The organism is Gandjariella thermophila (assembly GCF_005405885.1).
Classification (GTDB): domain Bacteria; phylum Actinomycetota; class Actinomycetes; order Mycobacteriales; family Pseudonocardiaceae; genus Gandjariella; species Gandjariella thermophila.
On record NZ_BJFL01000014.1, the window covers coordinates 62,967 to 87,236 of the forward strand.

A 24,270-nucleotide genomic window follows, 5' to 3' on the forward strand; every position below is an offset into this window, starting at 1 on the left:
CGCCGTAACCTGAACCATTTCCGCTGCTCGCGGGCGGTAACGAGGGGAGCGCGCCGGGCGGCGGACCAATCGGCGTCGTCACACCCAAGACCACCCGAACGGGTGAAGCGCCGTGGGGCCGTCCCGGCGGGCTCGTGAGGCTGTCCGGCCGCCTGCCCCTCGCCCGCCCGGCCCGCCGGGGTTCACCCGCCGGGCCGCACCGCGTCCAGCAATTCCGGTCCCCGCGCGGCCAGCCGGCGATACGCGAGGCGCCCCCACCACCAGCCGAGCAGCGCACCGGAACCGATTCCGATCGGAATGCCGAGCCATGTCAACGTTGCCAGGTGCAGCGCATTGCCCAGACCGATCGCGAGACCGGGAGGTACCGCCGCGAACGCCAGCAGCAGCATGATGGCGAGCTGGCGGAGTACCCGCGCGCAGCCGGGGTTTCCACCGGAGGAAAACGGATTTCCATTCCCCTGCCGGGGCAGCGGGTATCCGGCGTACACGGACAGCAGCAGCACCATTCCGGCACCGGCGCCGAGCAGCGCCGGAGCCAGGCCGAGCACCCACGGGTACGCGTCTCCCGCGCCGGACACGCCGGGGGCGACCAGCGCGGCGGCCAGGGCCACCGGGCCCACCACGATCAGCCAGGCGAGCTGGCGGCCGCGCACGTCGGCCCGCTCGGCGCCCGGGGTCACCAGGGTCCGCCACAGCGCCGTGCCGTCCATCCCGTAGAGGTTGCCGGCCTGTAGGCAGGCGAACAGCACCAGCCACAGCGCGGCGTAGGGCACCAGGTTCACGCCGCTGTGCCGCGCACCCGCCGTGGAGAACACCGGCACCAGCAGCCCGACCAGCATCGACGAGAGCAGCACCACCCGGCGCCGCGCGTCCCGCCACCACATCCGCAGTTCCTTGCCGGCGACCGCGCCCACCGGGGTGGCCGGGAGCAGGCCCCGCCGCGGGTCCCGCTCGGTCCGCCGCCGGGCCCGCTCACCGCCGGAGGCGCCGGCCGGCACCGTGGTCATCCGCCGCACCAGCAGCCGCGACCAGGCCACCACCAGGACGGCGACCAGCACCGCCAGCCCGGCCAGCGCACCGAGTGCCATCGGCCACTCGCCGCGCGCCGCGGCCCGTACGGCGTCCGCGCCCCATCCGGTCGGCAGCGCCCGGAGCACGGCGGAGAACGTCGGCGACTCCCGGTTGACCAGGATCGGACCGATCGTCTGCACGGCGATGCGTACCGGGATGGAGAGCAGGCCGACCAGGGCGGCGAGCAGCACGCCGAGGTCCTTGCCGCGCCGGGAGCGCAGCACGGCGCCGAGCACGGCGAGCACCACCCGGGAGAGCACCACCGCGAACGCGAGCTGCAGCGGCACCGCGACCAGCGCGGTCACCCCGGCCGCGGGCCCGGCGCGCAGCCCGAAGCCGACCAGCCCGCACACCGCGATCAGCGTGGCCAGCGGCGCCGGCCCGACCAGCGCGGTGACCAGGAAACCGAAGGCCAGCCGGCGCGGTGGGATGGGCAGCAGCCGGAAGTGCTCGGGCTGCAGGGTCTCGTCGCTGCCGCCGGTGAGCACCGGCGCGACCAGCCAGCCCGCCGTCCACGCGGCCAGCAGCGCCGCGGCGATGTCCGTGCTGGCCTCGGGGTCGCCGAAGCCGGCGCCCATCAGCAGCGCGGTGGCCAGGCCGCCGGCGAGACCGAACAGCGCGCCGACGACCATGGCGACCGCGCGCCGGCCGCGCAGCCCGTGGGCGAGCATGCGCAGCTTCATCCGGATCAGGACGCCAACCACGACAGCCCCTCTCCTCCGCCGGTACGGCCGCCGACCAGGTGGACGAAGGCCTGTTCCAGGCTCTGCCCGCCACGGACCTCGTCCAGCGGCCCGCTGGCCACCACCCGGCCTCGGGTGATCACGCCGACGTGGTCGCAGAGCTGCTCGACCAGCGCCATCACGTGGCTGGACAGCACGACGGCGCCGCCGGAGGCGACGAAGCGCTGCAGGATGGTGCGGATGGTGGAGGCGGAGATCGGGTCGACCGCCTCGAACGGCTCGTCCAGCACCAGCAGCCGCGGCGCGTGCAGCAGCGCGGTGGCCAGCCCGATCTTCTTCCGCATGCCGGCCGAGTAGTCGACGACCAGGGTGCGCTCCGCGCCGTCGAGTTCGAGCACGCGAAGCAGTTCCTCGGTGCGCTGCGCCACGGTGGCCCGGTCCAGGCCGCGCAGCAGCCCGGTGTAGTTGAGCAGTTCCCGGCCGGTCAGCCGCTCGGGCAGGGACAGCCCGTCGGGCAGCACGCCGACCAGCGTCTTGGCGCGCACCGGGTCCTCCCACACGTCCACGCCGAAGATCCGCGCGGTGCCGGCGTCCGGGCGCAGCAGGCCGACCGCCATGGACAGCGAGGTCGTCTTGCCGGCGCCGTTCGGACCGACCAGACCGAAGAACGAGCCGCGCGGCACGGTCAGGTCGACGTGGTCGACGGCGACCGTGGCTCCGAAGGACTTGCACAGCCCGAAGAGCTGTAACGCCGGGCCGTGCGCGTCGTCCCGCCCGGCCCGGTACTGCGGCAGTGCCGCCTCGATGGATTCCACCCGATTCCTCCCCTGGTTCGGTGGTGGCGCACCCCTGCGAGGGTCATTCGGAACCGCCCAGCGACCACGGGCCGCTGCGAGCGGTCGGTGTGGCGACAGGGCTCCCGGAGCCCGCGGTGCCGGCCGAATCTTCCGAATCACACACAGTAGTGCGGCTCCACAAGAAAAGTGATATCACTTTGCTAGGACCTGCGGAAGGTCCTCTGTGTCGGGAGGTGTGACGATGACGAGTCCAACGGGGGTCTCCGCGCGGGGGACCGGGCCGGGTGAACCGCCGGTGATGATGCCGGCGGCACCGGTCGGGGAGCGCCGGGCGATCGCGTTCCCCGGTGCGCTGATGTTCCTGGTCGGGCTGGTGCTACTGGTGGTCGGTGTGCTGGCTGCCCTCGCCGGCGCTGGCCTGGGGCGCGGCGGGATGACGGTCGTCGGGATCCTGGTGGCCCTACTCGGCCTGCTGACCTTCCGCGGGCTGATCACGGTCAACCCGGGCGAGGCGCGGGTGGTGCAACTCTTCGGCCGCTACACCGGCACGGTACGCAGGGACGGATGGTGCTGGGTCAACCCGTTCAGCGGCCGACGCCCGGTCTCCACCCGGATCCGCAACCACGAGACCGCGGTGCTGAAGGTCAACGACTCGGACGGCAACCCGATCGAGATCGCCACCGTGGTGGTGTGGCAGGTGGCGGACACCGCGCGGGCGGTGTTCGCGGTGGACGACTTCGTCCGGTTCGTCGGCATCCAGGCGGAGACCGCGGTCCGGCACATCGCCAACAGCTACCCGTACGACAGCCACGAGGCGAACGGTCTGTCGCTGCGGGACAACGCGGAGGAGATCACCGAGAAGCTGTCCGCGGAGATCGCGGCCCGGGTGCAGGCGGCGGGCGTCCGGGTGGTCGAATCGCGGATCACACACCTCGCCTACGCCCCGGAGATCGCTCAGGCGATGCTCCAGCGCCAGCAGGCCGGCGCGGTGGTGGCCGCACGGCAGCGGATCGTGGAGGGCGCGGTCGGCATGGTGCAGTTGGCGCTGCAACGGATCGCCGAGCACGAGGTCGTCGAGCTTGACGAGGAGCGCAAGGCGGCCATGGTGAGCAACCTGCTGGTGGTGCTCTGCGGGGACCGGTCCACCCAGCCGGTGGTCAACACCGGGTCGCTGTACCAGTAGCCGCCGGGACTCCCGTGGCCGAGCGCAAGAGTTTCCTGCTCCGGCTGGACCCCGCGGTGCACGACGCGCTGGCCCGGTGGGCGGCCGACGAGTTGCGCAGCACGAACGCCCAGATCGAGTTCCTGCTCCGGCGGGCGCTGGCCGAGGCGGGGCGGCTGCCTTCGGACGCCGGCCGCCCGCCCCGCCGCGGCCGGCCCCGCCGGCGGCCGCAGGAGGACGGCGAGTAGCCGCAGCCGGCGTTGGCTGTGAGAGCGCGCACATCCGGGCGTGGGAGCGCGAACATGGCGGCCCGCCGACCGCTGCCGCCATGGCGTGAGAGCGCTCTCAAATTCGTCCGTTCGGGCCTGTGCCGGCGCGCTCGGCGGCACGAGGGTTCCAACGCCGGGATCGCTCGACCGCGGAAGGAAGTGACCCGGGCGCATCTGGTCCGCCCCGGCGACGCGATCACGGCCGCACGCGAACTCGCGGAAAGGAAGGCCCTGTGAGTCCCATGAGACGCATCCGCACCGCGCGCACGGTGCTGGCCGCGCTGGCCGCCGTCGCGCTCACCACCACGCTCGCCCAGTCCAGCGGGCAGGCCGAGCCCGCGACCGGGCAGCTTTACCAGGACGCCGCCGCGCCGGTGGACCGGCGAGCGGACGACCTGCTGCACCGGATGACGCTCGAGGAGAAGGTCGGGCAGATGGTGCAGATCCGGGTGGGCAAGCTGCGCGGCGACTGCCAGTGGACCGCCGGCCCGCTCCGCGAGGACTGTATGAAGACCGTGCTCGCCGACGACAAGGTCGGCTCGATCCTCTCCGGCGGCGGGGACTTCCCGGTGCCGGACAACACCCCGCAGGCGTGGGCCGAGATGACCAACGCGGTCCAGCGGTACGCGCTGGAGCACAGCCGGCTGAAGATCCCGGTGCTCTACGGGGCCGACGGGGTGCACGGGCACAACAACCTGATCACCGCGACGCTGTTCCCCCAGCAGATCGGGGTGGGTGCGACCTGGGACCCGGCGCTGGCCACCCAGCTCGGGGAGTCCACCTCGAAGGCGATGCGCGCCACCGGGGTGCTCTGGGACTTCGCCCCGGTCTCCGACGTGGCCAGGGACACCCGGTGGGGCCGCTACTACGAGACCTTCAGCGAGGACCCGTTGCTCGCCGGCACGATGGCCGCCGCTGACGTGCGCGGCCTGCAGACCAACCGGGACAAGAAGACCGCCGACCTGACCGCGACCGCCAAGCACTTCGCCGGCTACTCGCAGCCGGCGAACGGGCACGACCGGGTGCCGGCGCAGCTCCCGGTGCGCTACCTGCAGGATCAGTTCCTGCCCTCGTTCCAGGCCCAGTTCGACGCGGGCGTCGGCACGGTGATGGCGGACTCGGGCGCGGTCAACGGTGTCCCGGTGCACGCGTCGAAGTTCATGCTGACCACCGAACTGCGGCAGCGGATGGGCTTCACCGGCGTGGTGGTCAGCGACTGGCAGGACGTGCGGGCACTGGTCGACTCCTACCACGTCGCCGCGGACTACCCCACGGCGATCGCGATGGCGGTCAACGCCGGCGTGGACATGGCCATGGAGCCCTCCGAGGCCAGCGAGTTCACCCAGGACCTGATCCAGGACGTGCACAAGGGCCTGGTCAGCCAGCAGCGCATCGACGAGGCGGTGCGCCGGATTCTCACCCTGAAGTTCCGGCTCGGCCTGTTCGAGAAGCCGTACGTGGACGCCTCGGCGGCGAACGGGATCGTCAACGGCGCCGACCGTGACCTGGCCCGGCGGGCGGCCACCGAGTCGGCGGTGCTGCTGAAGAACGACCACAACGTGCTGCCGCTGGCGAAGAGCGTGGGCAGGCTCGTGATCACCGGGGATGCCGCCGACTCGCCGTCCGAGCAGTTCGGCGGCTGGACGGTGAACTGGCAGGGGCTCACCTCGGACAGCGGCCCGACGCCGCCGGTGGTGACCGTGCTGCAGGGCGTGCGCGAGGCGGTGGGCGCGGACCACGTGGTCGCCGCTTCCGACCAGGCGTCCGCCGTGGCCGCGACGAAGAGCGCGGACGCGGCGCTGGTGGTGCTCGGCGAGAAGCCGGGCGCCGAGGGGTTGAACGACAGCGAGAGCCCCGCGCTCACCGCCGACCAGCAGGCCCTGGTCAGCGCGCTGAAGGCGACCGGCAAGCCGGTGATCGTGGTGCTGGAGACCGGGCGGCCGCTGGTGCTCGGCGCCGCGGCGAACGCCGACGCGCTGCTGGAGGGCTGGCTGCCCGGCAGCGAGGGCGGCCACGCCATCGCGGACGTGCTGTTCGGCGCCGCCAACCCGAGCGGGCGGCTGCCGGTGTCCTGGCCGAAGACGGTCGGTGACGAGCCGATGTCCTACGACCAGCTACCCGGCACCAACGGCGGCACCAGCTCGAACTACGACCCGCAGTTCCCGTTCGGCCACGGTCTGTCCTACACCAGCTTCACCACCTCGGCGCCGAGCGTGCCGAGCCAGGTGGATGCGGGCGGCCGGGTCACTGTTCGGGTGACGGTGCGCAACACCGGGTCGGTGGCCGGGACGGACGTGGTGCCGGTGTACGTGCACCAGCCGGTGAGCCCGGTACTGGTGCCGGAGCGGCGCCTGGTCGGCTTCGCCCGGGTGGACCTCGCCCCCGGCGAGCAGCGAACCGTGGACCTGACGTTCGCGGTGAGCCAGCTCGCGGTGACCACCGGCGACGTGGACGCGTCCGGCCGGCGCGAGGTCGAGCGCGGCGGCTACGAGGTGGTGGTCGGCGACGCCAGGGCGCCGTTCACGGTGCGCTGAGACGGGGCGCCCGCCGCGGCCGGGACGCGGCGGGCGCCGGGGACGGAGCCGCCTGCCGCGGAAGCCCTGGTGACGGCCTGTTACCCTGTTCCGTCGTGCCGTGCGGCATTCCGCCGTGGAGGAAAACCTCACGCGGGTCGTCGCGCGAGGGCCGGTCAAGCGCGGCACAACATCCACCCGGACGAGAAGCGAGGGCATCGCATGGCCAACATCAAGTCCCAGATCAAGCGGATCAGGACGAACGAGAAGAACCGGCTGCGCAACAAGTCGGTCAAGTCCTCCGTCAAGACCGCGATCCGCCGGTTCCGTGAGGCGGCCGAGGCCGGCGACAAGGAGAAGGCCCTCGACCTCATGCGGGAGGCCGGCCGCAAGCTGGACAAGGCGGCGAGCAAGGGCGTGATCCACAAGAACCAGGCCGCGAACAAGAAGTCGGCCATGGCCAAGCGCGCCAACCAACTCTGACAGTCCGTTCCGGAACAGGCACTGAGCCTGTTCCGGAACGGTTCGACGGCGGCGCCGCCCCCTTTGGGACGGCGCCGCTCGTTGCTTCCCGCCGTCCGCCGCATCGAGGTGGTGGCACCGATCTCGGTGCCACCACCGGTCTTCGCTGTGCGCCGGCCTTCGGCGTGCCGCTGACCGTCGGCGTGCCGCCCAGGCGGTGTCAGCGGTCCCGGGCGGCGATCAACTGCAGCACGGCGCGCTCCAGCGCGTAACCGGCGTCCGCTGCGACCCCCTTCACGTCGGCGTTCACCCCGGCGACGATCTGCATGGCCGTAGCCAGCCCTTCGGGCGACCAGCCGCGCGACTGGCCGAGCGCCTTCTTCACCTTCCACGGCGGCATGCCCAGCTCGCTGGCCAGCCGGAACGGGTCCGCGCGACCGGCACCGGACACCCTGGCCACGGTGCGCACCGCGTCCGCGAGCGCGTCGGCGATCAGCACGTGCGGCACACCCAACTGGAGCGCCCAGCGCAGCGCCTCCAGGGCGCCCGCCCGATCACCGGTGACAGCCTTCTCCGCCACCGCGAAGCCGGTTACCTCGGCGCGCCCCCGGTGGTAGCGGCGGACCGCCGCCTCATCGATCCGGCCGCCGGTGTCGGCGACCAGTTGCGAGGCCGCCGCGGCCAGCTCACGCAGGTCCGATCCGACCGCGTCCAGCAGCGCGGCCAGCCCGCCCGGATCGATCCGCCCGCCGCAGCGCCGGACCTCGTCCCGGACAAACGCCTCCCGCTCCGCCGGCTTGGTGATCTTCGAGCACTGGGTGACCTTGGCCCCGGCCTTGCGCAGCACCGCAGGCAGTTCCTTGGCCTGCTTGCCCCGGCCGCCGCCGCTGTGCAGCACCACCAGAACCACACCCTCGGCCGGTTGCGCACAGTAGTTGGCTACCGCCTCGGCGATCTCCTTGCCGGCCTCCTGGGCGGCCTCCAGCACGATCACTCGCCGATCCGCGAACAGCGACGGGCTGGTCAGCTCGGCGAGTTCCGGCGGCGTGAGGTCACTCACGCGGACGCGCCGCAACTCGGCCTCCGGGTCGGCCAGCCGCGCCGCCTCCAGTGCGGCCCGCACCGCCCGCTCGACCAGCAGTTCTTCCTCGCCGAGGACAAGTTGCAGCGGCTCGGGAGTGACTGCGGGGGCGCTCACGACGCCATCCTCCCACGGTCCGCCGACCCGGATCGGACGCCGACGCGCTCTCGGATCGTGGACACCCGGTGGCCCGCGGATGGAATCGTGCCGTAGCGTAACCGCAACAGCTGAATAGCAGCTCATCCAGAGGGGCAGAGGGATCGGCCCGTTGAAGCCCCGGCAACCAGCGTCGACCGTTGGAGAACGACCACCAGCGAGGCCCGTCGACGTCAAGGTGCCAATTCCGGCCCGCGCTGCGGGAAAGATGAGGAGTGAGACCTCGCCATGACGACAACCGTCGGAGCGCCGGAGAGCGCCCACCACGCCGACCTCGACCTCGGCCCCGCCCAGTCCCTGTCCTGCCGCGAGTGCGGCCACCGCACGCCGCTCGCCGCCGAGTTCGCGTGTACCGAGTGTTTCGGCCCCCTCGAGGTCGCCTACGACTTCGGTTCCGTGCGCCGGGAGGACATCGAGGCTGGCCCGAAGTCGATCTGGCGCTACCGTCGGCTGTTGCCCGTACCGTCCGATGTGGACGTCTACCCGAACACCGAGCCGGGCTTCACCCGGCTGATCCGCGCCGACCGGCTGGCCGCCGCGCTGGGTGTGCGGCGGCTGTGGGTGAAGGACGACACCGGCAACCCGACGCACTCGTTCAAGGACCGGGTGGTCGCCGTCGCACTGGCCGCGGCGCGCCAGCTCGGTTTCACCGTGCTCGCCTGCCCGTCCACCGGGAACCTGGCCAACGCGGTGGCCGCCGCCGCGGCGCGCGCCGGCTGGCAGTCCGTGGTGCTCATCCCGTCCTCTTTGGAGCGGGCCAAGGTGCTGACCACCGCGGTGTACGACGGTGCGCTGATCGCCGTCGACGGCACCTACGACGACGTGAACCGGTTGGCCACCGAGCTGGCCGCCGAGCACGAGGACTGGGCGTTCGTGAACGTCAACGTGCGCCCCTACTACGCCGAGGGTTCCAAGACTTTGGGATACGAGGTCGCCGAGCAGCTCGGCTGGCGGCTGCCGGAGCAGATCGTGGTGCCGGTGGCGTCCGGCTCGCAGCTGACCAAGGTCGACAAGGCGTTCCGCGAGCTGGGCGACCTCGGCCTGGTCGAGCCGACCCCGTACCGCGTGTTCGGCGCGCAGGCCACCGGCTGCTCCCCGGTTTCCGCCGCGTACAAGGCGAACCAGGACGTGGTCACCCCGGTCCGGCCGAACACGATCGCCCGGTCGCTGGCCATCGGCGCCCCGGCCGACGGCCCGTACGTCCTGGATAGCGTGCGGCGCACCGGCGGCGCGGTCGAGGACGTCACCGACGAGGAGGTCGTCGAGGGCATCCGGCTGCTGGCCAGGACCGAGGGCGTGTTCGCAGAGACCGCCGGCGGCGTCACCGTGGCAACCGCCAAGAAGTTGATCGAGGCGGGCAAGATCGACCCTGACGCCGAGACGGTCCTGCTGATCACGGGCGACGGCCTGAAGACCCTGGACGCCGTGCAAGACGAGATCGGTCCGAAGGCGACGGTGCCGCCGTCGACCGCTGCGGTGCGCGAGGCGCTCGGTCACTGAATCCCTCCCTTTCGTCTGCCGGGTCGTCCGCGTCGACGACCCGGTGATGGGCACGGTCGGCCGCGGCCGCGGGCGCGCTCAGCGGCGGGGCGGTGGTCGTGGCTCGCCCCGGCGGGCGACCGCGGGCCCGTCCCGGGCGGCGACGACGGCCGTGTCACCGTCCCGGTCAGTGCGGGCGACCATCACTCCGGCGCCGTTGAGGGCGTCCAGCAGCATCGGGCTCGGATGGCCGTACGGATTGCCGGCGCCCACGCTGACCAGCGCGACGCGTGGCCGGACGGCGGCCAGGAACTGCGGCGACGAGTACCGGGAACCGTGGTGCGGCACCTTGAGGATGTCCGCGCGCAGGTCCAGCCCGGAGTCCAGCAGGTCCTCTTGGCCGGCGAGTTCGACGTCCCCGGTGAGCAGCACCCTGCCGACCGCCGTGTCGGCGCGCAGCACGACGGAGGCGTCGTTGATGGCCGTGCCGTCGTCGCCTTCCCGGCGTGACAGCCGCACCCCGTCGCGCGGCGCGAGCACGTCGAGAGTGAGGCCGGGCCAGGCGAGCCGGTGCCCGGCGCTGAGTTCCACCAGTGGCACGCCCGCCGCGGCGGTTTCTTCCCGTACCTGCTGCCATGCCCACGCCGGCTCGTGCACCGGGCCGAGCGCCACCGCGGCGACGGTATGCTCCTCGAGCACCGCGGAGAGGCCGCCGATGTGATCCGCGTGCAGGTGGGTGAGCACGACCAGGGCGACGCTCCGCACCCCGAGCCGGTGCAGGCAGCCGGCCACCGCTCCGGGTTCCGGTCCGGTATCGACCAGCACCGCCCGGCCACGGTCGGCGGTGGCCAGCGCGACCGCGTCGCCCTGGCCCACGTCGCAGGCCACCACCGCCCACCCGGATGCCGGCCATCCCGCGACGACCAGCCTGGTCGGCAGCAGCACCACCACGACGCCGGCCAGCGCGGCGGTCAGTAACAGGCGAATCCGCCGCAGCCGCACCAGCGCGACGGCCACCGCCAGCACCGCCGCCAGGAGCAGCCCGCCACCCCACCCTCGCGGCCAGGGGATCACGGCCCCGGGGATCTCCGCGGCCCGCCGACCGACCAGGATCATCCAGTGCAGTTCCGGGCCGGCCAGCCGCACCAGGAACTCGGCGGTGCCCTGGTGCACCTGCGCGCAGACTGCGGCGAGCACGCCGAGCACCGTGGCCGGCGGCACCGCCGGTTCGGCCAGCGCGTTGGCGGCCACCGCGACGAGGCTCACGTGGCCGGCGAGCCCCGCCACCACCGGCGCGGTGACCAGGTGCGCGGCCATCGGCACGGCCACCGCCTCCGCCACGCGGTGCGAGACACCGCCGCGCCGCAGCCGCTCGATCCATCTCGGGGCGAGCACCACCAGCCCGGCGGTGGCCAGGACGGACAGCGCGAAACCGGCGCTGGCGCCCAGGTCCGGGTCGAGGAACAGCAGCAGGATCACGGAAGCGGCGAGCGCGGGCATGGTCGAGTGCTCGCGGCCGAGCACGAGCGCCAGCAGGCCGATCGCGCCCATCGCGGCCGCGCGGAGCACGCTCGGTTCCGGCCCGGCCAGGAGCACGAACCCGGCGACGGCCAGGCCGCCCAGTGCGCCGGTGAGGCGGGGACCAGCGCGCGCCATCCGGAGCAGCACGAGCACCGTGCCGCAGATGATCACGAGATTGGCTCCGCTGACCGCGATCAGATGGGTCAGCCCGGCCGCCTCCCACTCCTCGGCGATCCGCTCCGGCAGCGCGCCGGTGTCGCCGAGCACCAGGCCAGGCAGCAAGGCCGCCGGCTCGGGTGCCAGCACCCGGCTCGCCCGGCGCAGGCCGGCCCGCACCGACTCGGCCGCGCGCTGCCACGGCGGGGCCGGGCCCAGGTCCGCCGGCCGGCCCCGGACCCGCAGCACCGCCACGGTGAGGTCGCCGCCACGGCTGGGCGCGAGCAGGCCGCCGGCCGTGACCTCCTGCTCGGGCAGCAGTTCCTGCCATCCCGCGGCCGGGGCGAGCAGCAGCACCTGGCCGCCCGCGCGCAGCGGCTCGCCGGCCACTTCCCCGCTGACCAGGCGGCCGCTGGCGGCCACCCGGTCCACGCCGCCCTGGCGGCCGCCGAATCCCGCCGAGCGCAGCGGCCTCGGCCGGTCGGTCAACTCGACCCGAAGGGTGGCGGCGGCGCCCCGCTGTGCCGCCGCACGTAGCGGATGGGTGGCCGCCTGGTGCGCCACGTGGCCCATCCAGCCTCCACCGGCCAACCCGCCGGCCAGCAGTGCGAGGGCGGCGGCCCGGTGCCACCGGTCGCGGCGCAGCAGGGCGACCGCGACCGTGGCCGCCACCGCGCCGCAGAGCAGCGCGAACGGCCAGCCGGCGCGGAGGCCCAGCAACGCGGCCGACCACACGGCCATCGCCGCGGGCACCAACCTGACGTCGGTCATCACACCCGCACCAGGTCCTTCAGCCGGTCGAAGCGGCTGGCGCCGATGCCGTCCACCTCGCGAAGTTGCTCGACGCGGGCGAACCGGCCGTGCCGGGTGCGCCACTCGACGATGCGCTGCGCGGTGACCGGGCCGACCCCGGGCAGGGCGTCCAGTTGGGCCACGCTCGCCGAGTTCAGGTCCACCTTCTCCGCCGGCGCGCCGGGGGTGGCCTCGCCGACGGCGGGTGCGGGCGGCGCCGGGACGCCCACCGCCACCTGCTCGCCGTCGGAGAGCCGCCGCGCGAGGTTGAGGGTGGCCAGATCGGTGCCCGGCACCGCGCCGCCGGCTGCCTGCAGCGCGTCCGCCACCCGCGCGCCCTCGGGCAGGGTGACCAGGCCGGGGCGGGCCACCCTGCCGACCACGCTCACCACAATCTGGCCACGCGCGGCGGCCGCGGTGGTGCCCCCTCCGGCGGCCGAGTCGGCGGCCCGGCCGGACGCTCCCGATGCGGTGGACCGCTGCGCCGCCGGGCCCGACGCTGCCAGGGGCAGCGCCGGTGCCGGTTCGACCACCGGCCGGTGCAGCCACACCCCCGCCGCGGCGGCCAGGGCGGCCGCCGCGGCCACCGCGGACAGCGCCACCGCACTCGGCCGGCCGCGGCCGTTGAGGAGCCCGCCGGGCACCCACCGCTCCACCAGGCTGCCGGCCCGCTCCCGCGCCGGCGAACGCCCGGCGGACTCCGCCGGGTGCGCCTCGGAGGAACCCGGCCACGACTGCGGAACCGAAGTGGCGGCGGCGCCGGCATCGAGAACCACGGCCGGCACGTGCGGCCACGTGCCCAGGTGGTCGCCGGCCGTCCGGGAGCGGCCGAGCCGGAGACGGCCGGGTGGCGCCGCCCCCGGCCCCGTGCCCTGCGACGGGTGCGCGCGCGGGACATCCGCCGGCGGTGCCTCGGGTAAGGCGCCTGGCGCCGCGGTGTCCCGAGGCGAACCGTCGGCCGGTGCGCCTTCGCCGTCACCGCGACGCCCACCGGGCGGGCCGGCCGCGTCACCGCCACGTCCGTGGGGTGGGCCGGAACCGTCACCGCGACGCCCACCGGGCGGGCCGGCCGCGTCAGCGCTGCGTGCGTCGGGCAGGCGGGCGGTATCCCGGTGCCCCGGGGACGGCGGCACTCCGCTCGGCCCCGCCCCGGCGCGGGCCGGCTCGCCGGTGGGGAAGCCACCGGCCATGGCCGTGAGCCTGGCCCTGGCCACCTCGTCACGATCGCTGTTGCGTCGCCGCGCTGGTCCGAACACGCCTCCGACGCTAGGCCCGCGTCACCCCGGACCGGCTTCCTCGACCGTCCGCTGTGGACAACAAACGCCACTGTGGACAACCGCGCCAGAAGTAGCCCAGCGACAGCGGAAACCGTCGGTGCGGGATGCGACGATGGTCAGCTACCCGCGTCCAGCCCGCCGGGGAGAACCACCACGCCGAGCACCCCGGGCCCGGTGTGCGCGCCGATCACCGCGCCCACCTCGGAGATCAGGCAACCGGTCGATCCGGGCACCCGCTCGTCCAGGCTGGTGGCCAGTTCGGCGGCCCGTTCGGGGGAGGCGAGATGGTGCACGGCCAGGCCGACCGGCCCCACGCCGGCGGCGTCCGCGGCGAGTTGGACCAACCGGGCCACCGCGCGGCCCATCGTGCGGACCTTCTCCAGCGGCACGATCCGACCGTCGTCGACGTGCAGTAACGGCTTCACCGCCAGCGCGGTGCCGAGCACCGCGGCCGCCGGCCCGATCCGCCCACCGCGGCGGAGGTGCTCCAGCGTCTCCACGCAGAAGAAGGTCTTGGTCACTTCGGCTGCCTTGGCCGCGGCCGCCTCGACCTCGGTGGCGTCCGCCCCCTCCGCAGCCCTGCCGGCGGCGTAGAGCGCGGCGAAGCCAAGTCCCATGCCGGCGGACCGGGAGTCGACCACGCGCACCCGGTCGGGCCCGACATCCTCGGCGGCCAGCCGGGCGGCCTCCCAGGTGCCGGAGAGCTGCCGGGACAGGTGCACCGACACCACCGCGTCGGCCCCCTCAGCGAGCACCGTTCGGTACGTCTCGGCCAGCTCGGCGGGGGTGGCGCGGGAGGTGGTGACGGTACGCCGGTCCTCCAGCGCGCGGGCCAGCTCGGCGGGGCCCACGTCCACCCCGTCGAGCCCGCTGTGCCCGTCGATGGTGACGTGCAGGGGCACCACCCGTATCCCGGAGCGTTCGGCGAATCCCTCGGGCAGGTACGCGGTTGAGTCAGTCACGACGGCGACGGGCACGTTCGCCGAGCCTAGATGCTTTGTTCAGCCGGCCTGGTCAGAGGTCCGGGCAGCGGGCCGGCGCGGCGATCCCCGTCGGTGGCCGATCCCCGCGTCAGTGGTGATCCCCGCGTCAGTGGTGATCCCCGCGTCAGTGGGTGATCCCGGCGTTGTACGCGGACAGCCGCCACCGCCCGTCGCCGCCTGGCCGGCGGGACAGCACCGTCCAGTGGCAGTTGCCGATCCCGCCGAGTTGCATCCAGTTCGCCTCCGGTAGTTCCAGCAGCCGGCCGGTCAGCGCGGTGATCAGGCCGCCGTGCGCGCACAGCATGGCGGTGTCGTCGAACTGGGCGTCCACCTCGGCGACGACCTCGGCCGCGCGGGCCGCCACATCGATCTTGGTCTCCCCGCCGGGCGGCCCCCAGGTGGGGTCGGTCTGCCAGGCGCGCATGCCGCCGGGCCACTCGGCGTCGACCTCGGCCGCGGTGAGGCCCTGCCACTTCCCCAGGTGGGTCTCGCGCAGCCGCTCGTCCACGCGCAACGGAACAGCGGTCACCTCGGTGAACACGGTCGCCGTGTCCATCGCCCTGCGCAGGTCCGAGGTCACCACGATCTGCGGTTCGAACCCGGCCAGCACGGGCGCGGCGAACCTCGCCTGGTTCCATCCGGTCTCGGTCAGCGCCGAGTCGAGATGGCCCTGCATGCGACCGGAGGCGTTGAAATCGGTTTCACCGTGCCGCCACAGCACCAGCCGACGGAGCGTCATCGCGGCTCCTCTTCCGCACGGGTGCCGGCGATCGCCGTCGTGTCGCCCGGGCGGCGCGCCGCCGCGCTCACGCCCGAACGTCCTCGTCCACGCTGCCCGCTGGCCGCGCGGAGTCGTCATACTGGATGCGCGGGCAGTCCTTCCACAGCCGTTCCAGGGCGTAGAAGGTGCGCTCCTCGGCGTGCTGGACGTGCACCACGACGTCGACGAAGTCCAGCAGAACCCAGCGGCCTTCGCGCGCCCCCTCGCGCCGGACCGGCCTGGTCCCCGCGGCGCGCATCTTCTCCTCGACGTTGTCCACGATCGCGCCGACCTGCCGCTCGTTGGGCGCCGACGCGATCACGAAGCAGTCGGTGATCACCAGCTGGTCGGACACGTCCAGCACCACGATGTCGTGCGCCTTCTTGTCCGCGGCCGCGTGCGCCGCGACCAGCGCGAGTCGCCGTGCCTCTTCGGTGGCTGCCACGTCCCTCCTCCCCGTGCGGCCTGACCGCCCGCACGAGTACCCCAGGGTACCTGCGACGACCAACGGATCGCCGTCACGGGCGGGGACCACCGCGGACGGTGGGCGCCCCGGATTTCGTGGGACGTCCCACTCCGGCACCCCGTCGCCGCACCGCGAGCCGAGGGCGGCGCCCGCGCGCCCACGTGTGACGTGGCGCTTCGATGAGCGCCTCCGGCGCGCCGCCGACCGGACCCACGCCCGGGTGACCTGGAGCATAGCTCACAGTTGTATCTATGGATGAAGGCAAGATGGTCGGGCTGATCGCTGTCGGTGTCGGTGTGCTCGTCGTCACGGGACTCATCCTCGCCCTGCGGCTCGGCTGACCCGAGGTCACGCGCCGCACCCGGACGTCCACATCGGACACCTGGGCGGCGGATTCCCGGCGCCGGCGGTCCCTGCTCGATGCGGTCCGCCGTCGAGGTGGAGAAGCGGCTAGCCACCCGGGGCCGTGGCCCGGTCCAGCAGCCAGTGCATGCGCACGGTGGTGCCGCGCGGTCCCGGCTCCACCTCGGCGCGGCTCGCCAGGGTCCGGATCAGCGAGAGCCCGCGGCCGTGCAGCGGGCCGGGATCGTCCGCCGGTGGCCGCCACCGCCCGTAGTCGGCGACGGTGACGCTCACCCTGACGTGCTCGGAGGAGTAGGTGGCGTGCAGATCCAGCACTCCCCCACCGCCGTGATAGGCATGCTCGACCACGTTGGCCATCGCCTCGTAGCTCGCCAACACCACGTCATGGGTGATCTCGGGGCTCAAACCCACCCGCCGCGCCCAGTCAGCGAGCGCATGTCGCAGCGGGGTTAATCGCTCGGCGACCGCCGGCACCGTCCGGCACGACAGGTCCTGGGGCCACTCCTGCCGTAGCCCGCCGCGGGCGCCGCCATCGGCGCCCACTGATCGAAACGGTTCTCGAGGGTCACGCTGCATTCCCGTCTCCTCCCCGACGTCTCGGATACCCGTCACCCCAGGAGGCGATTCCCCAGCGCCTTGACGGCTGTGCGCAGGAGGTCGGTCGCCGTGGCAGCGGAGAGCCGCGCGAAAGCGAATGGCTTTCGAGAGCGTGGTCCGTCCGCTTCGCGGAAACGCGGGAAAGTCAGCGCTCGGTCGCCCGGTACAGGCGCCGCTTGCTGATGTACTGCACGACTCCGTCGGGGACGAGGTACCAGACCGGGCGGCCGGTGGCCACCCGCGTGCGGCAGTCGGTGGACGAGATCGCCATGGCCGGGACCTCCACGAGGCTGACCGCTCCACGGGGCAGGTGGTGATCGTTCAGGTGGTAACCGGGCCGGGTGACGCCGACGAAGTGCGCGAGGCTGAACAGTTCCTCCACCCGGTGCCAGGAGACGATCTGCTCCAGGGCGTCGGCCCCGGTGATGAAGAACAACTCGGCGTCGGGATAGGTGGCGCGCAGGTCGGTGAGCGTGTCGATCGTGTACGTCGGACCGCCCCGGTCGATGTCCACCCGGCTGACCGAGAACCGCGGGTTCGACGCGGTCGCGATCACCGTCATCAGGTAGCGGTCCTCGGCGGCGCTGACTTCACGATGCCCTTTCTGCCACGGCTGACCGGTCGGGACGAAGATCACCTCGTCCAGTTCGAACCGGGACTGCACCTCGCTGGCCGCCACGAGGTGCCCGTGGTGGATCGGGTCGAAGGTGCCACCCATGATCCCGACACGGCGAGTTGTCGATCCGGACATGACTGACCAGACTACGTGGCACGCCGTCGCCGCCGGGGTGGCCGCGCGACAATGTGATCGGCGTCGTGCGTCCTGTGTCGTAGGCGCGTCGCGGCCTCGGGCGTACCGGCGCGGGAGGCGCCGTCACTCCTCGGGGGCGAGCCGCTCCCCGGTCGACGCGTCGCTCACCGCGATGGCTTCCACCGGGCACGACTCGGCGGCGTCGATCACCACGTCGTCCGGCTCGACCAGCTCGGCGAGCGGCCTGGAGCGGTCCGCGTCGAGCGTGAAGTGGTTTGGTGCGGTCGCCGCGCAGATGCCCGACCCGATACACGTCTCCCGATCGACGCCGACCCGCCAGCGAAGCTCACCCATGCCGTTCCTACCTTCCGAAAGTCCGCGCGCCCACGATCCCGCTTGCCGGGCGAGGCTCGCTCACCAGCTGACGGGGAAGGATTCCAACCCCCGTACCAGCATGCCCGTCTTCCAGCGCAGCTCGGGCTCGGGTGTGGCGAGCCGCAGTTCCCGCAGGCGGCGAACCAGCGAACCGAGCGCGACCTGCAGTTCCATTCTGGCCAGCGGAGCACCGAGGCAGTGGTGCACGCCGTGGCCGAAACCGACGTGCGGGTTCACCTCGCGGCGGAGGTCGAGGGTGTCCGCATCGGGGAAGACGCTCTCGTCGCGGTTGGCCGAGGCCACCACCGCGAGCACCGGCTCACCTGCGCGGACGAGCACACCGCCCAGCTCGATGTCCTCGGTGGCGTAGCGGGGGAAGCCGGCTGCGGCGCCCAGCGGGATGTAGCGCAGCAGCTCCTCGACCGCGCGCGGAACGAGTTCCGGCTCGGCGCGCAGCCGCTGCCAGTGCTCGGGCTGGGTGAGCAGGACGTAGACGAAGTTCGGGATCTGGCTGGCTGTGGTCTCGTGCCCGGCGATGAGCAGGCCGACACCGAGCCGCACGAGTTCGTCCTCGCTCAGCCGATCCTCCTCGTCGCGGGCTCGGACCAGGGCGCCGAGCAGGTCGTCGGTGGGAGTGGCGCGGCGCCGGGCGACCAGGCCGGCCATGTACTCGTGCAGGTTGTCCAGGTACTCCTGCACCTGCTCCCTGCTGAGCGCGGTGGTGGACAGCGCGGCGTCCGACCACCGGCGGAAGTCCTTCCGGTCCTCGTATGGCACGCCGAGTAGCTCACAGATCACCGTGACCGGCAGCGGGAGGGCGAACTCCTCGACCAGGTCGGCAGGTGGGCCGTGGTCGATCATCTGGTCGATCAGCTCGTCGGTGATCTCCTGCGCGCGCGGCCGCAGCGCCTCGACCCGGCGCATGGTGAACGCCTTGGCCACGAGCTTGCGCAGCCGGGTGTGCTCGGGCGGGTCCATGGACAGGATGCCGCCGCTGGTCGGTTCCGGCCGGGTCCGCGGCTCGTCCCGGTCCAGCACGGCCGCCCGGCTGAACCGAGGGTCACCGAGCACCGTGCGCACATCCTGGTACCGGGTTGCCAACCAAGCGTCCTCTCCGTAGGGCAGCCGCACCCGGATCAGCGGCTCCTCGGCGCGGAGTCGCGCGTACCGGGGATCGAGGTTGAGCCGGTCCGGCAGGCCGAAGGGATAGGTCCTGGGTTCGGACGTGGTCGTCATCGGTCGTCCCCCTTGCGATGGCTGGTGCGTGAGCGCTTCGCCAGCGACCCCGCCCTTTGTAAGCATTCGCTTACATCCCACCGTAGTAGTGGTCACACGTACCGTCAAACATTCGAACAGCGGCAACCGGGCGAGCCGGCGGCGCGCGGACGTCGCGCCGCCCGCCTGCGGTGGGACCACGCCCACTGCGGGGCCGGCCGCCTTCGGATAGCGGGACGTGCCGGGGTGACGGCCCCGTCCGAGGGCTGCAGAGGCGGGCCCGCCGGCACGGGGTGCGGCGGTCGTGGAACGGTCAGGCGCCGGGACGGACGTGTCCCTCGCCCCAGACGACCCACTTGGAGGAGGTCAGCTCCGGCAGCCCCATGGGGCCGCGGGCGTGCAGTTTCTGGGTGGAGATGCCGATCTCCGCGCCCATCCCGAACTCGCCGCCGTCGGTGAACGCGGTGGAGGCGTTCACCATCACCGCGGCGGCGTCCACGCGGCCGGTGAACTGCCGGGCGCTGGCCACGTCGCGCGTCACGATCGCCTCGGTGTGCCCGGACCCGTGCTCGGCGATGTGCCGGACGGCGTCGTCCAGCGAGTCCACCACGCCGGCGGCGATGTCCAGCGACAGGTACTCGGTGTCCCAGTCCTGCGGGCCGGCGGGCACGACGGCGCCGGGCTCGACACCGGCCGTGGCGGCGAGCCTGGCGAACCGCGCGTCGGCGTGCACCGTGACACCGGCGTCGGCGAGTGCGCGGATGACGCGGGGCACGAAGGCGGCGGCCACGTCCGCATGGACCAGCAGGGTCTCCGCAGCGTTGCACACGCTGGGCCGCCGTGCCTTGGCGTTGACCACGATCCGCTCGGCGACGTCCAGGTCGGCCGCCGCGTCGACGTAGACGTGGCAGTTGCCCACCCCGGTCTCCACGGTGGGCACGGTCGCCTGCTCCACCACCGCCGAGATCAGGCCGGCGCCGCCGCGCGGGATGACCAGGTCGACCAGCCCGCGCGCGGTGATCAGGTGCTGCACCGACGCCCGGTCGTGGCAGGGCAGCAACTGCACCGCGTCGGCCGGCAGCCCGCTGGTCTCAAGCGCCTCCCGCAGCACGGTGACCAGTGCCGCGTTGGACCGCTCCGCCGAGGACGAGCCGCGCAGCAGCACGGCGTTGCCCGCCTTGAGGGTCAGCCCGGCGGCGTCCACCGTGACGTTGGGCCGCGCCTCGTAGACGATGCCGACCACGCCCAGCGGTACCCGCACCTGGCGCAGCTCCAGCCCGTTGGGCAGGATGCCACCGCGCAGCACCTCGCCCACCGGGTCGGCCAGGCCGGCGACGGTGAGCAGGCCGTCGGCGATGCCGTCGATGCGCTTGGCGGTCAGCGCCAGCCGGTCCAGCAGCGCCTCGGACAGCCCCGCGGCGCGGCCGGCGGCCAGGTCGGCCTCGTTGGCGGCGAGCACCTCGTCGACCCGCCCGCGGAGCGCCTCCGCCATGGTGCGCAGCGCGGCGTCCTTGTGCTCCCGGGTGGTGACGGCCAGTTGGGCCGCGGCTGCCCTGGCTCGGCGCGCCGCACTCAACACCTGCTCACGCAGCTCCTGCGAAGCGGCGCCCGCATCTCCGGCGCCGGTCGCACTGTCCGCAGTAGACGCTGTGGAAGCAGTCGAGGCGGTCGCGGCCAGGTCAGCGGTGCTGGGCGTAGTCACACCCCCAGCCTAGTCGCGGCGGACCACGGGCCTCGACGCGGTTTCGTGTTGTCGGCACCCGTCCGTGGCGCCCCGGGTACGTGTGGTGTCCGGTCACGCGGCCGACGCTGCCCTCACCCGGCGCCGGTGTCCAGCACTTCGTGGAGCGAATGGACCGTTGGGTAGCGCTGCGCGGGCGAATGGTCCATTCGCTCCAACTCCTCCGGCCGAAACCGCCGCACATGCGGTAGGCATGGGCGCGTGGACGACGACGCACTCCGAGAACTCGCCGAGGAACGGCTCCGCGCGCTGGCCGGCACGGAGGCGCGGCTGCGCCCGCACCAGTGGACGGCAATCCGGGCGCTGGTCGCCGACCGGCGCCGCGTCCTGGTCGTGCAGCGCACCGGATGGGGGAAGTCCGCGGTGTACTTCGTGGCCACAGCGCTGCTCCGGGAGTTGGGCGAGGGTCCCACGGTGATCGTGTCGCCGCTGCTCGCGCTGATGCGCAACCAGGTCGACGCCGCCGCCCGGGCCGGGGTGCACGCCGCCACCATCAATTCGGCCAACCAGCACGAGTGGCAGGCGGTCCAGGACGGGGTCGCCGCCGGCGATGTGGACGTGTTGCTGGTCAGCCCGGAGCGGTTGAACAATCCCGACTTCCGGGACGCGGTGCTGCCGGATCTGACCGCATCGGCCGGGCTGCTGGTGGTGGACGAGGCGCACTGCATCTCCGACTGGGGCCACGACTTCCGCCCCGACTACCGCCGGCTGCGCACGCTGGTCGCCGGGCTCCCCGAGAAGATCCCCGTGCTGGCCACCACGGCGACCGCCAACGACCGGGTGGTGCGGGACGTGGCCGAGCAACTCGGACTGGGCGGTTCTGGCGCGCTGGTGCTACGCGGGCCGCTGGACCGGGAGAGCCTGCACCTGTCCGTGCTGCGGCTGCCCACCGCGGAGGCGCGGCTGGGCTGGCTCGCCGAGCACCTCGGCGACCTGCCCGGTTCCGGGATCATCTACACGCTGACCGTGTCCTCCGCCGAGGATATCGCGTCCTTCCTGCGCGACCAGGGCTACCCGGTGGCCGCGTACTCCGGCCGCACCGACCCGGGCGAGCGGCAGCAGGCCGAGGACGACCTGCTGGCCAACCGGGTCAAGGCGGTGGTGGCCACGTCCGCGCTGGGCATGGGCTTCGACAAACCCGACCTCGGGTTCGTGGTTCACGTGGGTGCCCCGGCCTCCCCGATCGCCTACTACCAGCAGATCGGGCGGGCCGGGCGGGGTGTGCGCCGGGCGGAGGTGCTGCTGCTGCCCGGCCCGGAGGACCGGGACATCTGGCGTTACTTCGGCTCGCTGGCGTTCCCGCCCGAGCCCGTGGTGCGGCAGGTGCTCGACGCGCTCGCGGCCGCCGACCGGCCGCTGTCCACGGCCGCGCTGGAGCCGCTGGTGGAGCTGTCCCGGTCCAGGTTGGAGCTGGTGCTCAAGGTGCTCGACGTGGACGGCGCGGTGCGCCGGGTGCGCGGCGGGTGGTCGGCCACCGGTGTGGACTGGCACTACGACGCCGACCGCTACCAGCGCGTCGCGGAGGCCCGCGAGCGAGAACAGGGGGTGATGCTGGACTACCTCGGCACCCCGGACTGCCGGATGGAGTTCCTGCTCCGCCGGCTCGACGACCCACACGCCGCCCCGTGCGGCCGGTGCGACAACTGCACCGGCCGGCGCTGGTCCTCCGAGGTCTCCGGGACACGCTCCACAGCGGCCCGGGAGCGGCTGCGCCGCCCGGGCGTGTCGCTGGCGCCCCGGCGGCAGTGGCCGACCGGGATGGCCGCCCTCGGCGTACCGCTGTCCGGCCGGATACCCGCCGGCGAGCAGGCCGAGGAGGGCCGGGTGCTGGGCCGGCTCACCGACATCGGGTGGGGCAACCGGCTGCGCACGCTGTTCGCCGAGGGGGTGGGCGGGACCGCCGACGAGCCGGTGCCCGACGACGTGTTCGACGCGTGCGTGCGGGTGCTCGCCGCCTGGGACTGGCCGGCGCGCCCGGTCGGGGTGGTAACCGTGGCATCCCGCCGCCGGCCCCGGCTGCCGGCCAGCCTGGCCGAGCGGATCGCCGGCACCGGGCGGTTGCCGCTGCTGGGCGCGGTACAGCCGGCCGGTGACACCTCGCCGCGAGCGAACAGCGCACACCGGGTGGCCGCCCTGTGGCGAGGGCTCCGCCTCCCGGACGAGTTGGCCATACGGGTCGCCGGCCTGGGCGGCCCGGTACTGCTGGTCGACGACCGCGTGGACACCGGATGGACCATGGCCGTGGCGGCGCGGCTGCTGCGAACAGCCGGCGCACCTGCGGTGCTCCCGTTCGCCCTTGCGGCGACCAACTGACCGGCGGCGACCAACTGACCGGCGGCGCCCGCCGAGCAGCGGCGCTAGCCCTGCGTAGCGGCGTCCGCCTAACCCGCGGCGCCCGCCTGAGCCGCGGTCAGCGGGACGCGTGCCAGCGGCGCAGCGGGACAAGGTCGTCCGCGTGCACCACCTCGCGGCGCTGTTCGGGGGCGAGTTCGTGGCTGGATCGGCCGATCAGCGCGGGTAGCTCCGTGGCGTCGAACGCAACCACGCCGCGGGCGACCACGTGGCCACGCGCGTCGACCAGGTCCACCACGTCGCCGGCGTCGAAGGCACCTTCCACCGTGGTGATCCCCGCGGCGAGCAGCGACCGGCGCCGCCCGATCACCGCTGCGACGGCACCGTCGTCCAGGTGCAGCCGGCCAGTGACGTCCGCCGCGTGGCCGAGCCAGAACCGTCGCGCAGACAGCCGGGGCCCGGCCACCGCGAACGCCGTGCCCACGTCCGCCGGTCCCAGTGCCCGTGCCGCGTCGGACGCCGCGGCGAGCAGCACCGGAATCCCGGCCGACGCGGCCAACCGGGCCGCCGCCAGCTTGGACGCCATGCCGCCGGTGCCCAGGCCGGAGGCGCCCGCGACACCGGCCCGCACACCGTCCACATCGGACTCGCCGTTCACCTCGGTGATCCGCGTGGCGTCGCCGCGCCGCGGGTCGCCGTCGTAGAGGGCGTCCACATCGGACAGGAGGATCAGTGCTTCGGCGCCAACAAGGTGCGCGACCAGCGCGGCCAGCCGGTCGTTGTCACCGAACCGGATCTCCTCGGTGGCCACGGTGTCATTCTCGTTCACCACCGGGACGGTGCCCAGCGCCAGCAGCCGGGAGAAGGTGCGCTGCGCGTTGCGGTAGTGCGCGCGCCGGACCACGTCGTCCGCGGTGAGCAGCACCTGCCCCACGGTGCGCGCGTGCCGCGCGAACGACGCGGCGTAGGCGTGGGCCAGCGCGAGCTGTCCCACGCTGGCCGCCGCCTGCTGGGTGGCCAGGTCCCGGGGCCGCCGCCCGAGGCCCAGGGGGGCGAGCCCGGCCGCGATGGCCCCGGAGGACACCAGCACCAGCTGGGTGTCCCTGGCGCACCGCTCGGCGATCACGTCGACCAGCGCGTCCAGCCGGGCCTGATCCAACCCGCCGGCCGCGGTGGTCAGCGAGGAGGAGCCGACCTTCACCACGATCCGGCGGGCAGCCGCCACCGCACGCCGCGCCTCGGACATCGGGGGCGCCGGCTGTGGCGCCTCGGTCACCCGGCCAGGGGTTCGGTCGTGACCTCGGGCGT

General features: G+C 73.6%; 20 protein-coding genes and 1 riboswitch. Of the genes, 6 read left to right on the forward strand and 14 right to left on the reverse strand.

The features are described 5' to 3' along the window. Nucleotides 1-182 precede the first annotated feature (182 nt). Together FFT21_RS15205 and FFT21_RS15210 are read right to left on the reverse strand one after the other, a co-directional pair. The gene (locus FFT21_RS15205) at nt 183-1,775 is read right to left on the reverse strand and encodes a hypothetical protein (RefSeq protein ID WP_137814524.1); all 1,593 of its coding nucleotides are present in this window, start codon (nt 1,773-1,775) and stop codon (nt 183-185) included. Next, entirely contained in the window at nt 1,760-2,569 is an 810-nt protein-coding gene (locus FFT21_RS15210; protein ID WP_371856803.1) for an ABC transporter ATP-binding protein, read from the reverse strand. The genes FFT21_RS15205 and FFT21_RS15210 overlap by 16 nt, the downstream gene beginning before the upstream one ends. Before the next feature lie 223 nt (nt 2,570-2,792). On the opposite strand from FFT21_RS15210, the gene FFT21_RS15215 reads away from it, so the two are divergent. The 4 genes from FFT21_RS15215 (at nt 2,793) to rpsT (ending at nt 6,978) form a co-directional block, all read left to right on the forward strand. Further along, nucleotides 2,793-3,734, forward strand: coding sequence for an SPFH domain-containing protein (locus tag FFT21_RS15215; RefSeq protein WP_371856804.1), 942 nt, complete (start codon nt 2,793-2,795; stop codon nt 3,732-3,734). Between the two features lie 14 nt (nt 3,735-3,748). After that, on the forward strand, nt 3,749-3,961 hold the full coding sequence (locus FFT21_RS15220; protein WP_137814525.1) for a type II toxin-antitoxin system antitoxin: 213 nt from the start codon (nt 3,749-3,751) through the stop codon (nt 3,959-3,961). A gap of 263 nt (nt 3,962-4,224) precedes the next feature. After that, nucleotides 4,225-6,516, forward strand: coding sequence for a glycoside hydrolase family 3 N-terminal domain-containing protein (locus tag FFT21_RS15225; RefSeq protein WP_225978436.1), 2,292 nt, complete (start codon nt 4,225-4,227; stop codon nt 6,514-6,516). Nucleotides 6,517-6,717: 201 nt separating this feature from the next. After that, on the forward strand, nt 6,718-6,978 hold the full coding sequence (gene rpsT / locus FFT21_RS15230; RefSeq protein WP_137814527.1) for a 30S ribosomal protein S20: 261 nt from the start codon (nt 6,718-6,720) through the stop codon (nt 6,976-6,978). A 199-nt stretch (nt 6,979-7,177) separates the two neighbouring features. On the opposite strand, the gene holA is transcribed toward rpsT, so the two are convergent. Continuing rightward, entirely contained in the window at nt 7,178-8,155 is a 978-nt protein-coding gene (holA, locus tag FFT21_RS15235; protein ID WP_137814528.1) for a DNA polymerase III subunit delta, read from the reverse strand. Between the two features lie 119 nt (nt 8,156-8,274). Further along, nucleotides 8,275-8,409: riboswitch (SAM riboswitch) on the forward strand. Between the two features lie 13 nt (nt 8,410-8,422). Between holA and thrC the strand changes: the two genes are divergently transcribed. Then, nucleotides 8,423-9,694: a threonine synthase gene (gene thrC, locus FFT21_RS15240; protein ID WP_137814529.1), complete on the forward strand. Its 1,272-nt coding sequence runs from the start codon at nt 8,423-8,425 to the stop codon at nt 9,692-9,694. A 78-nt stretch (nt 9,695-9,772) separates the two neighbouring features. Here the strand turns inward: thrC and FFT21_RS15245 are convergent, their stop codons facing one another. The 10 genes from FFT21_RS15245 to FFT21_RS15290 form a co-directional block, all read right to left on the reverse strand. Then, entirely contained in the window at nt 9,773-12,121 is a 2,349-nt protein-coding gene (locus tag FFT21_RS15245; RefSeq protein WP_137814530.1) for a DNA internalization-related competence protein ComEC/Rec2, read from the reverse strand. Continuing rightward, complete coding sequence (locus FFT21_RS15250; RefSeq protein ID WP_225978431.1) at nt 12,121-12,927, reverse strand: ComEA family DNA-binding protein; 807 nt, start codon at nt 12,925-12,927, stop codon at nt 12,121-12,123. Before FFT21_RS15250 ends, FFT21_RS15245 begins: the two co-directional genes overlap by 1 nt. A gap of 608 nt (nt 12,928-13,535) precedes the next feature. After that, complete coding sequence (locus tag FFT21_RS15255; protein ID WP_137814531.1) at nt 13,536-14,396, reverse strand: DegV family protein; 861 nt, start codon at nt 14,394-14,396, stop codon at nt 13,536-13,538. A gap of 130 nt (nt 14,397-14,526) precedes the next feature. Continuing rightward, on the reverse strand, nt 14,527-15,141 hold the full coding sequence (locus FFT21_RS15260; protein ID WP_137814532.1) for a histidine phosphatase family protein: 615 nt from the start codon (nt 15,139-15,141) through the stop codon (nt 14,527-14,529). A 67-nt stretch (nt 15,142-15,208) separates the two neighbouring features. Further along, nucleotides 15,209-15,607 (reverse strand): ribosome silencing factor, encoded by a 399-nt coding sequence (gene rsfS / locus FFT21_RS15265; RefSeq protein WP_137814533.1) that lies wholly within the window; start codon nt 15,605-15,607, stop codon nt 15,209-15,211. Nucleotides 15,608-16,078: 471 nt separating this feature from the next. Next, nucleotides 16,079-16,534 (reverse strand): ATP-binding protein, encoded by a 456-nt coding sequence (locus FFT21_RS15270; protein WP_225978432.1) that lies wholly within the window; start codon nt 16,532-16,534, stop codon nt 16,079-16,081. Between the two features lie 199 nt (nt 16,535-16,733). Then, nucleotides 16,734-17,339, reverse strand: coding sequence for a nicotinate-nucleotide adenylyltransferase (nadD, locus tag FFT21_RS15275; protein ID WP_137814535.1), 606 nt, complete (start codon nt 17,337-17,339; stop codon nt 16,734-16,736). A gap of 123 nt (nt 17,340-17,462) precedes the next feature. After that, nucleotides 17,463-17,693, reverse strand: coding sequence for a ferredoxin (locus FFT21_RS15280; protein WP_137814536.1), 231 nt, complete (start codon nt 17,691-17,693; stop codon nt 17,463-17,465). A gap of 60 nt (nt 17,694-17,753) precedes the next feature. After that, nucleotides 17,754-18,950, reverse strand: coding sequence for a cytochrome P450 (locus FFT21_RS15285; protein WP_137814537.1), 1,197 nt, complete (start codon nt 18,948-18,950; stop codon nt 17,754-17,756). Nucleotides 18,951-19,242: 292 nt separating this feature from the next. Next, entirely contained in the window at nt 19,243-20,520 is a 1,278-nt protein-coding gene (locus FFT21_RS15290) for a glutamate-5-semialdehyde dehydrogenase (RefSeq protein ID WP_225978437.1), read from the reverse strand. A 351-nt stretch (nt 20,521-20,871) separates the two neighbouring features. On the opposite strand from FFT21_RS15290, the gene FFT21_RS15295 reads away from it, so the two are divergent. Beyond that, the gene (locus FFT21_RS15295) at nt 20,872-22,983 is read left to right on the forward strand and encodes a RecQ family ATP-dependent DNA helicase (RefSeq protein ID WP_137814538.1); all 2,112 of its coding nucleotides are present in this window, start codon (nt 20,872-20,874) and stop codon (nt 22,981-22,983) included. Between the two features lie 97 nt (nt 22,984-23,080). On the opposite strand, the gene proB is transcribed toward FFT21_RS15295, so the two are convergent. Further along, nucleotides 23,081-24,208 (reverse strand): glutamate 5-kinase, encoded by a 1,128-nt coding sequence (proB, locus tag FFT21_RS15300; protein ID WP_137814574.1) that lies wholly within the window; start codon nt 24,206-24,208, stop codon nt 23,081-23,083. Nucleotides 24,209-24,270 lie beyond the last annotated feature (62 nt).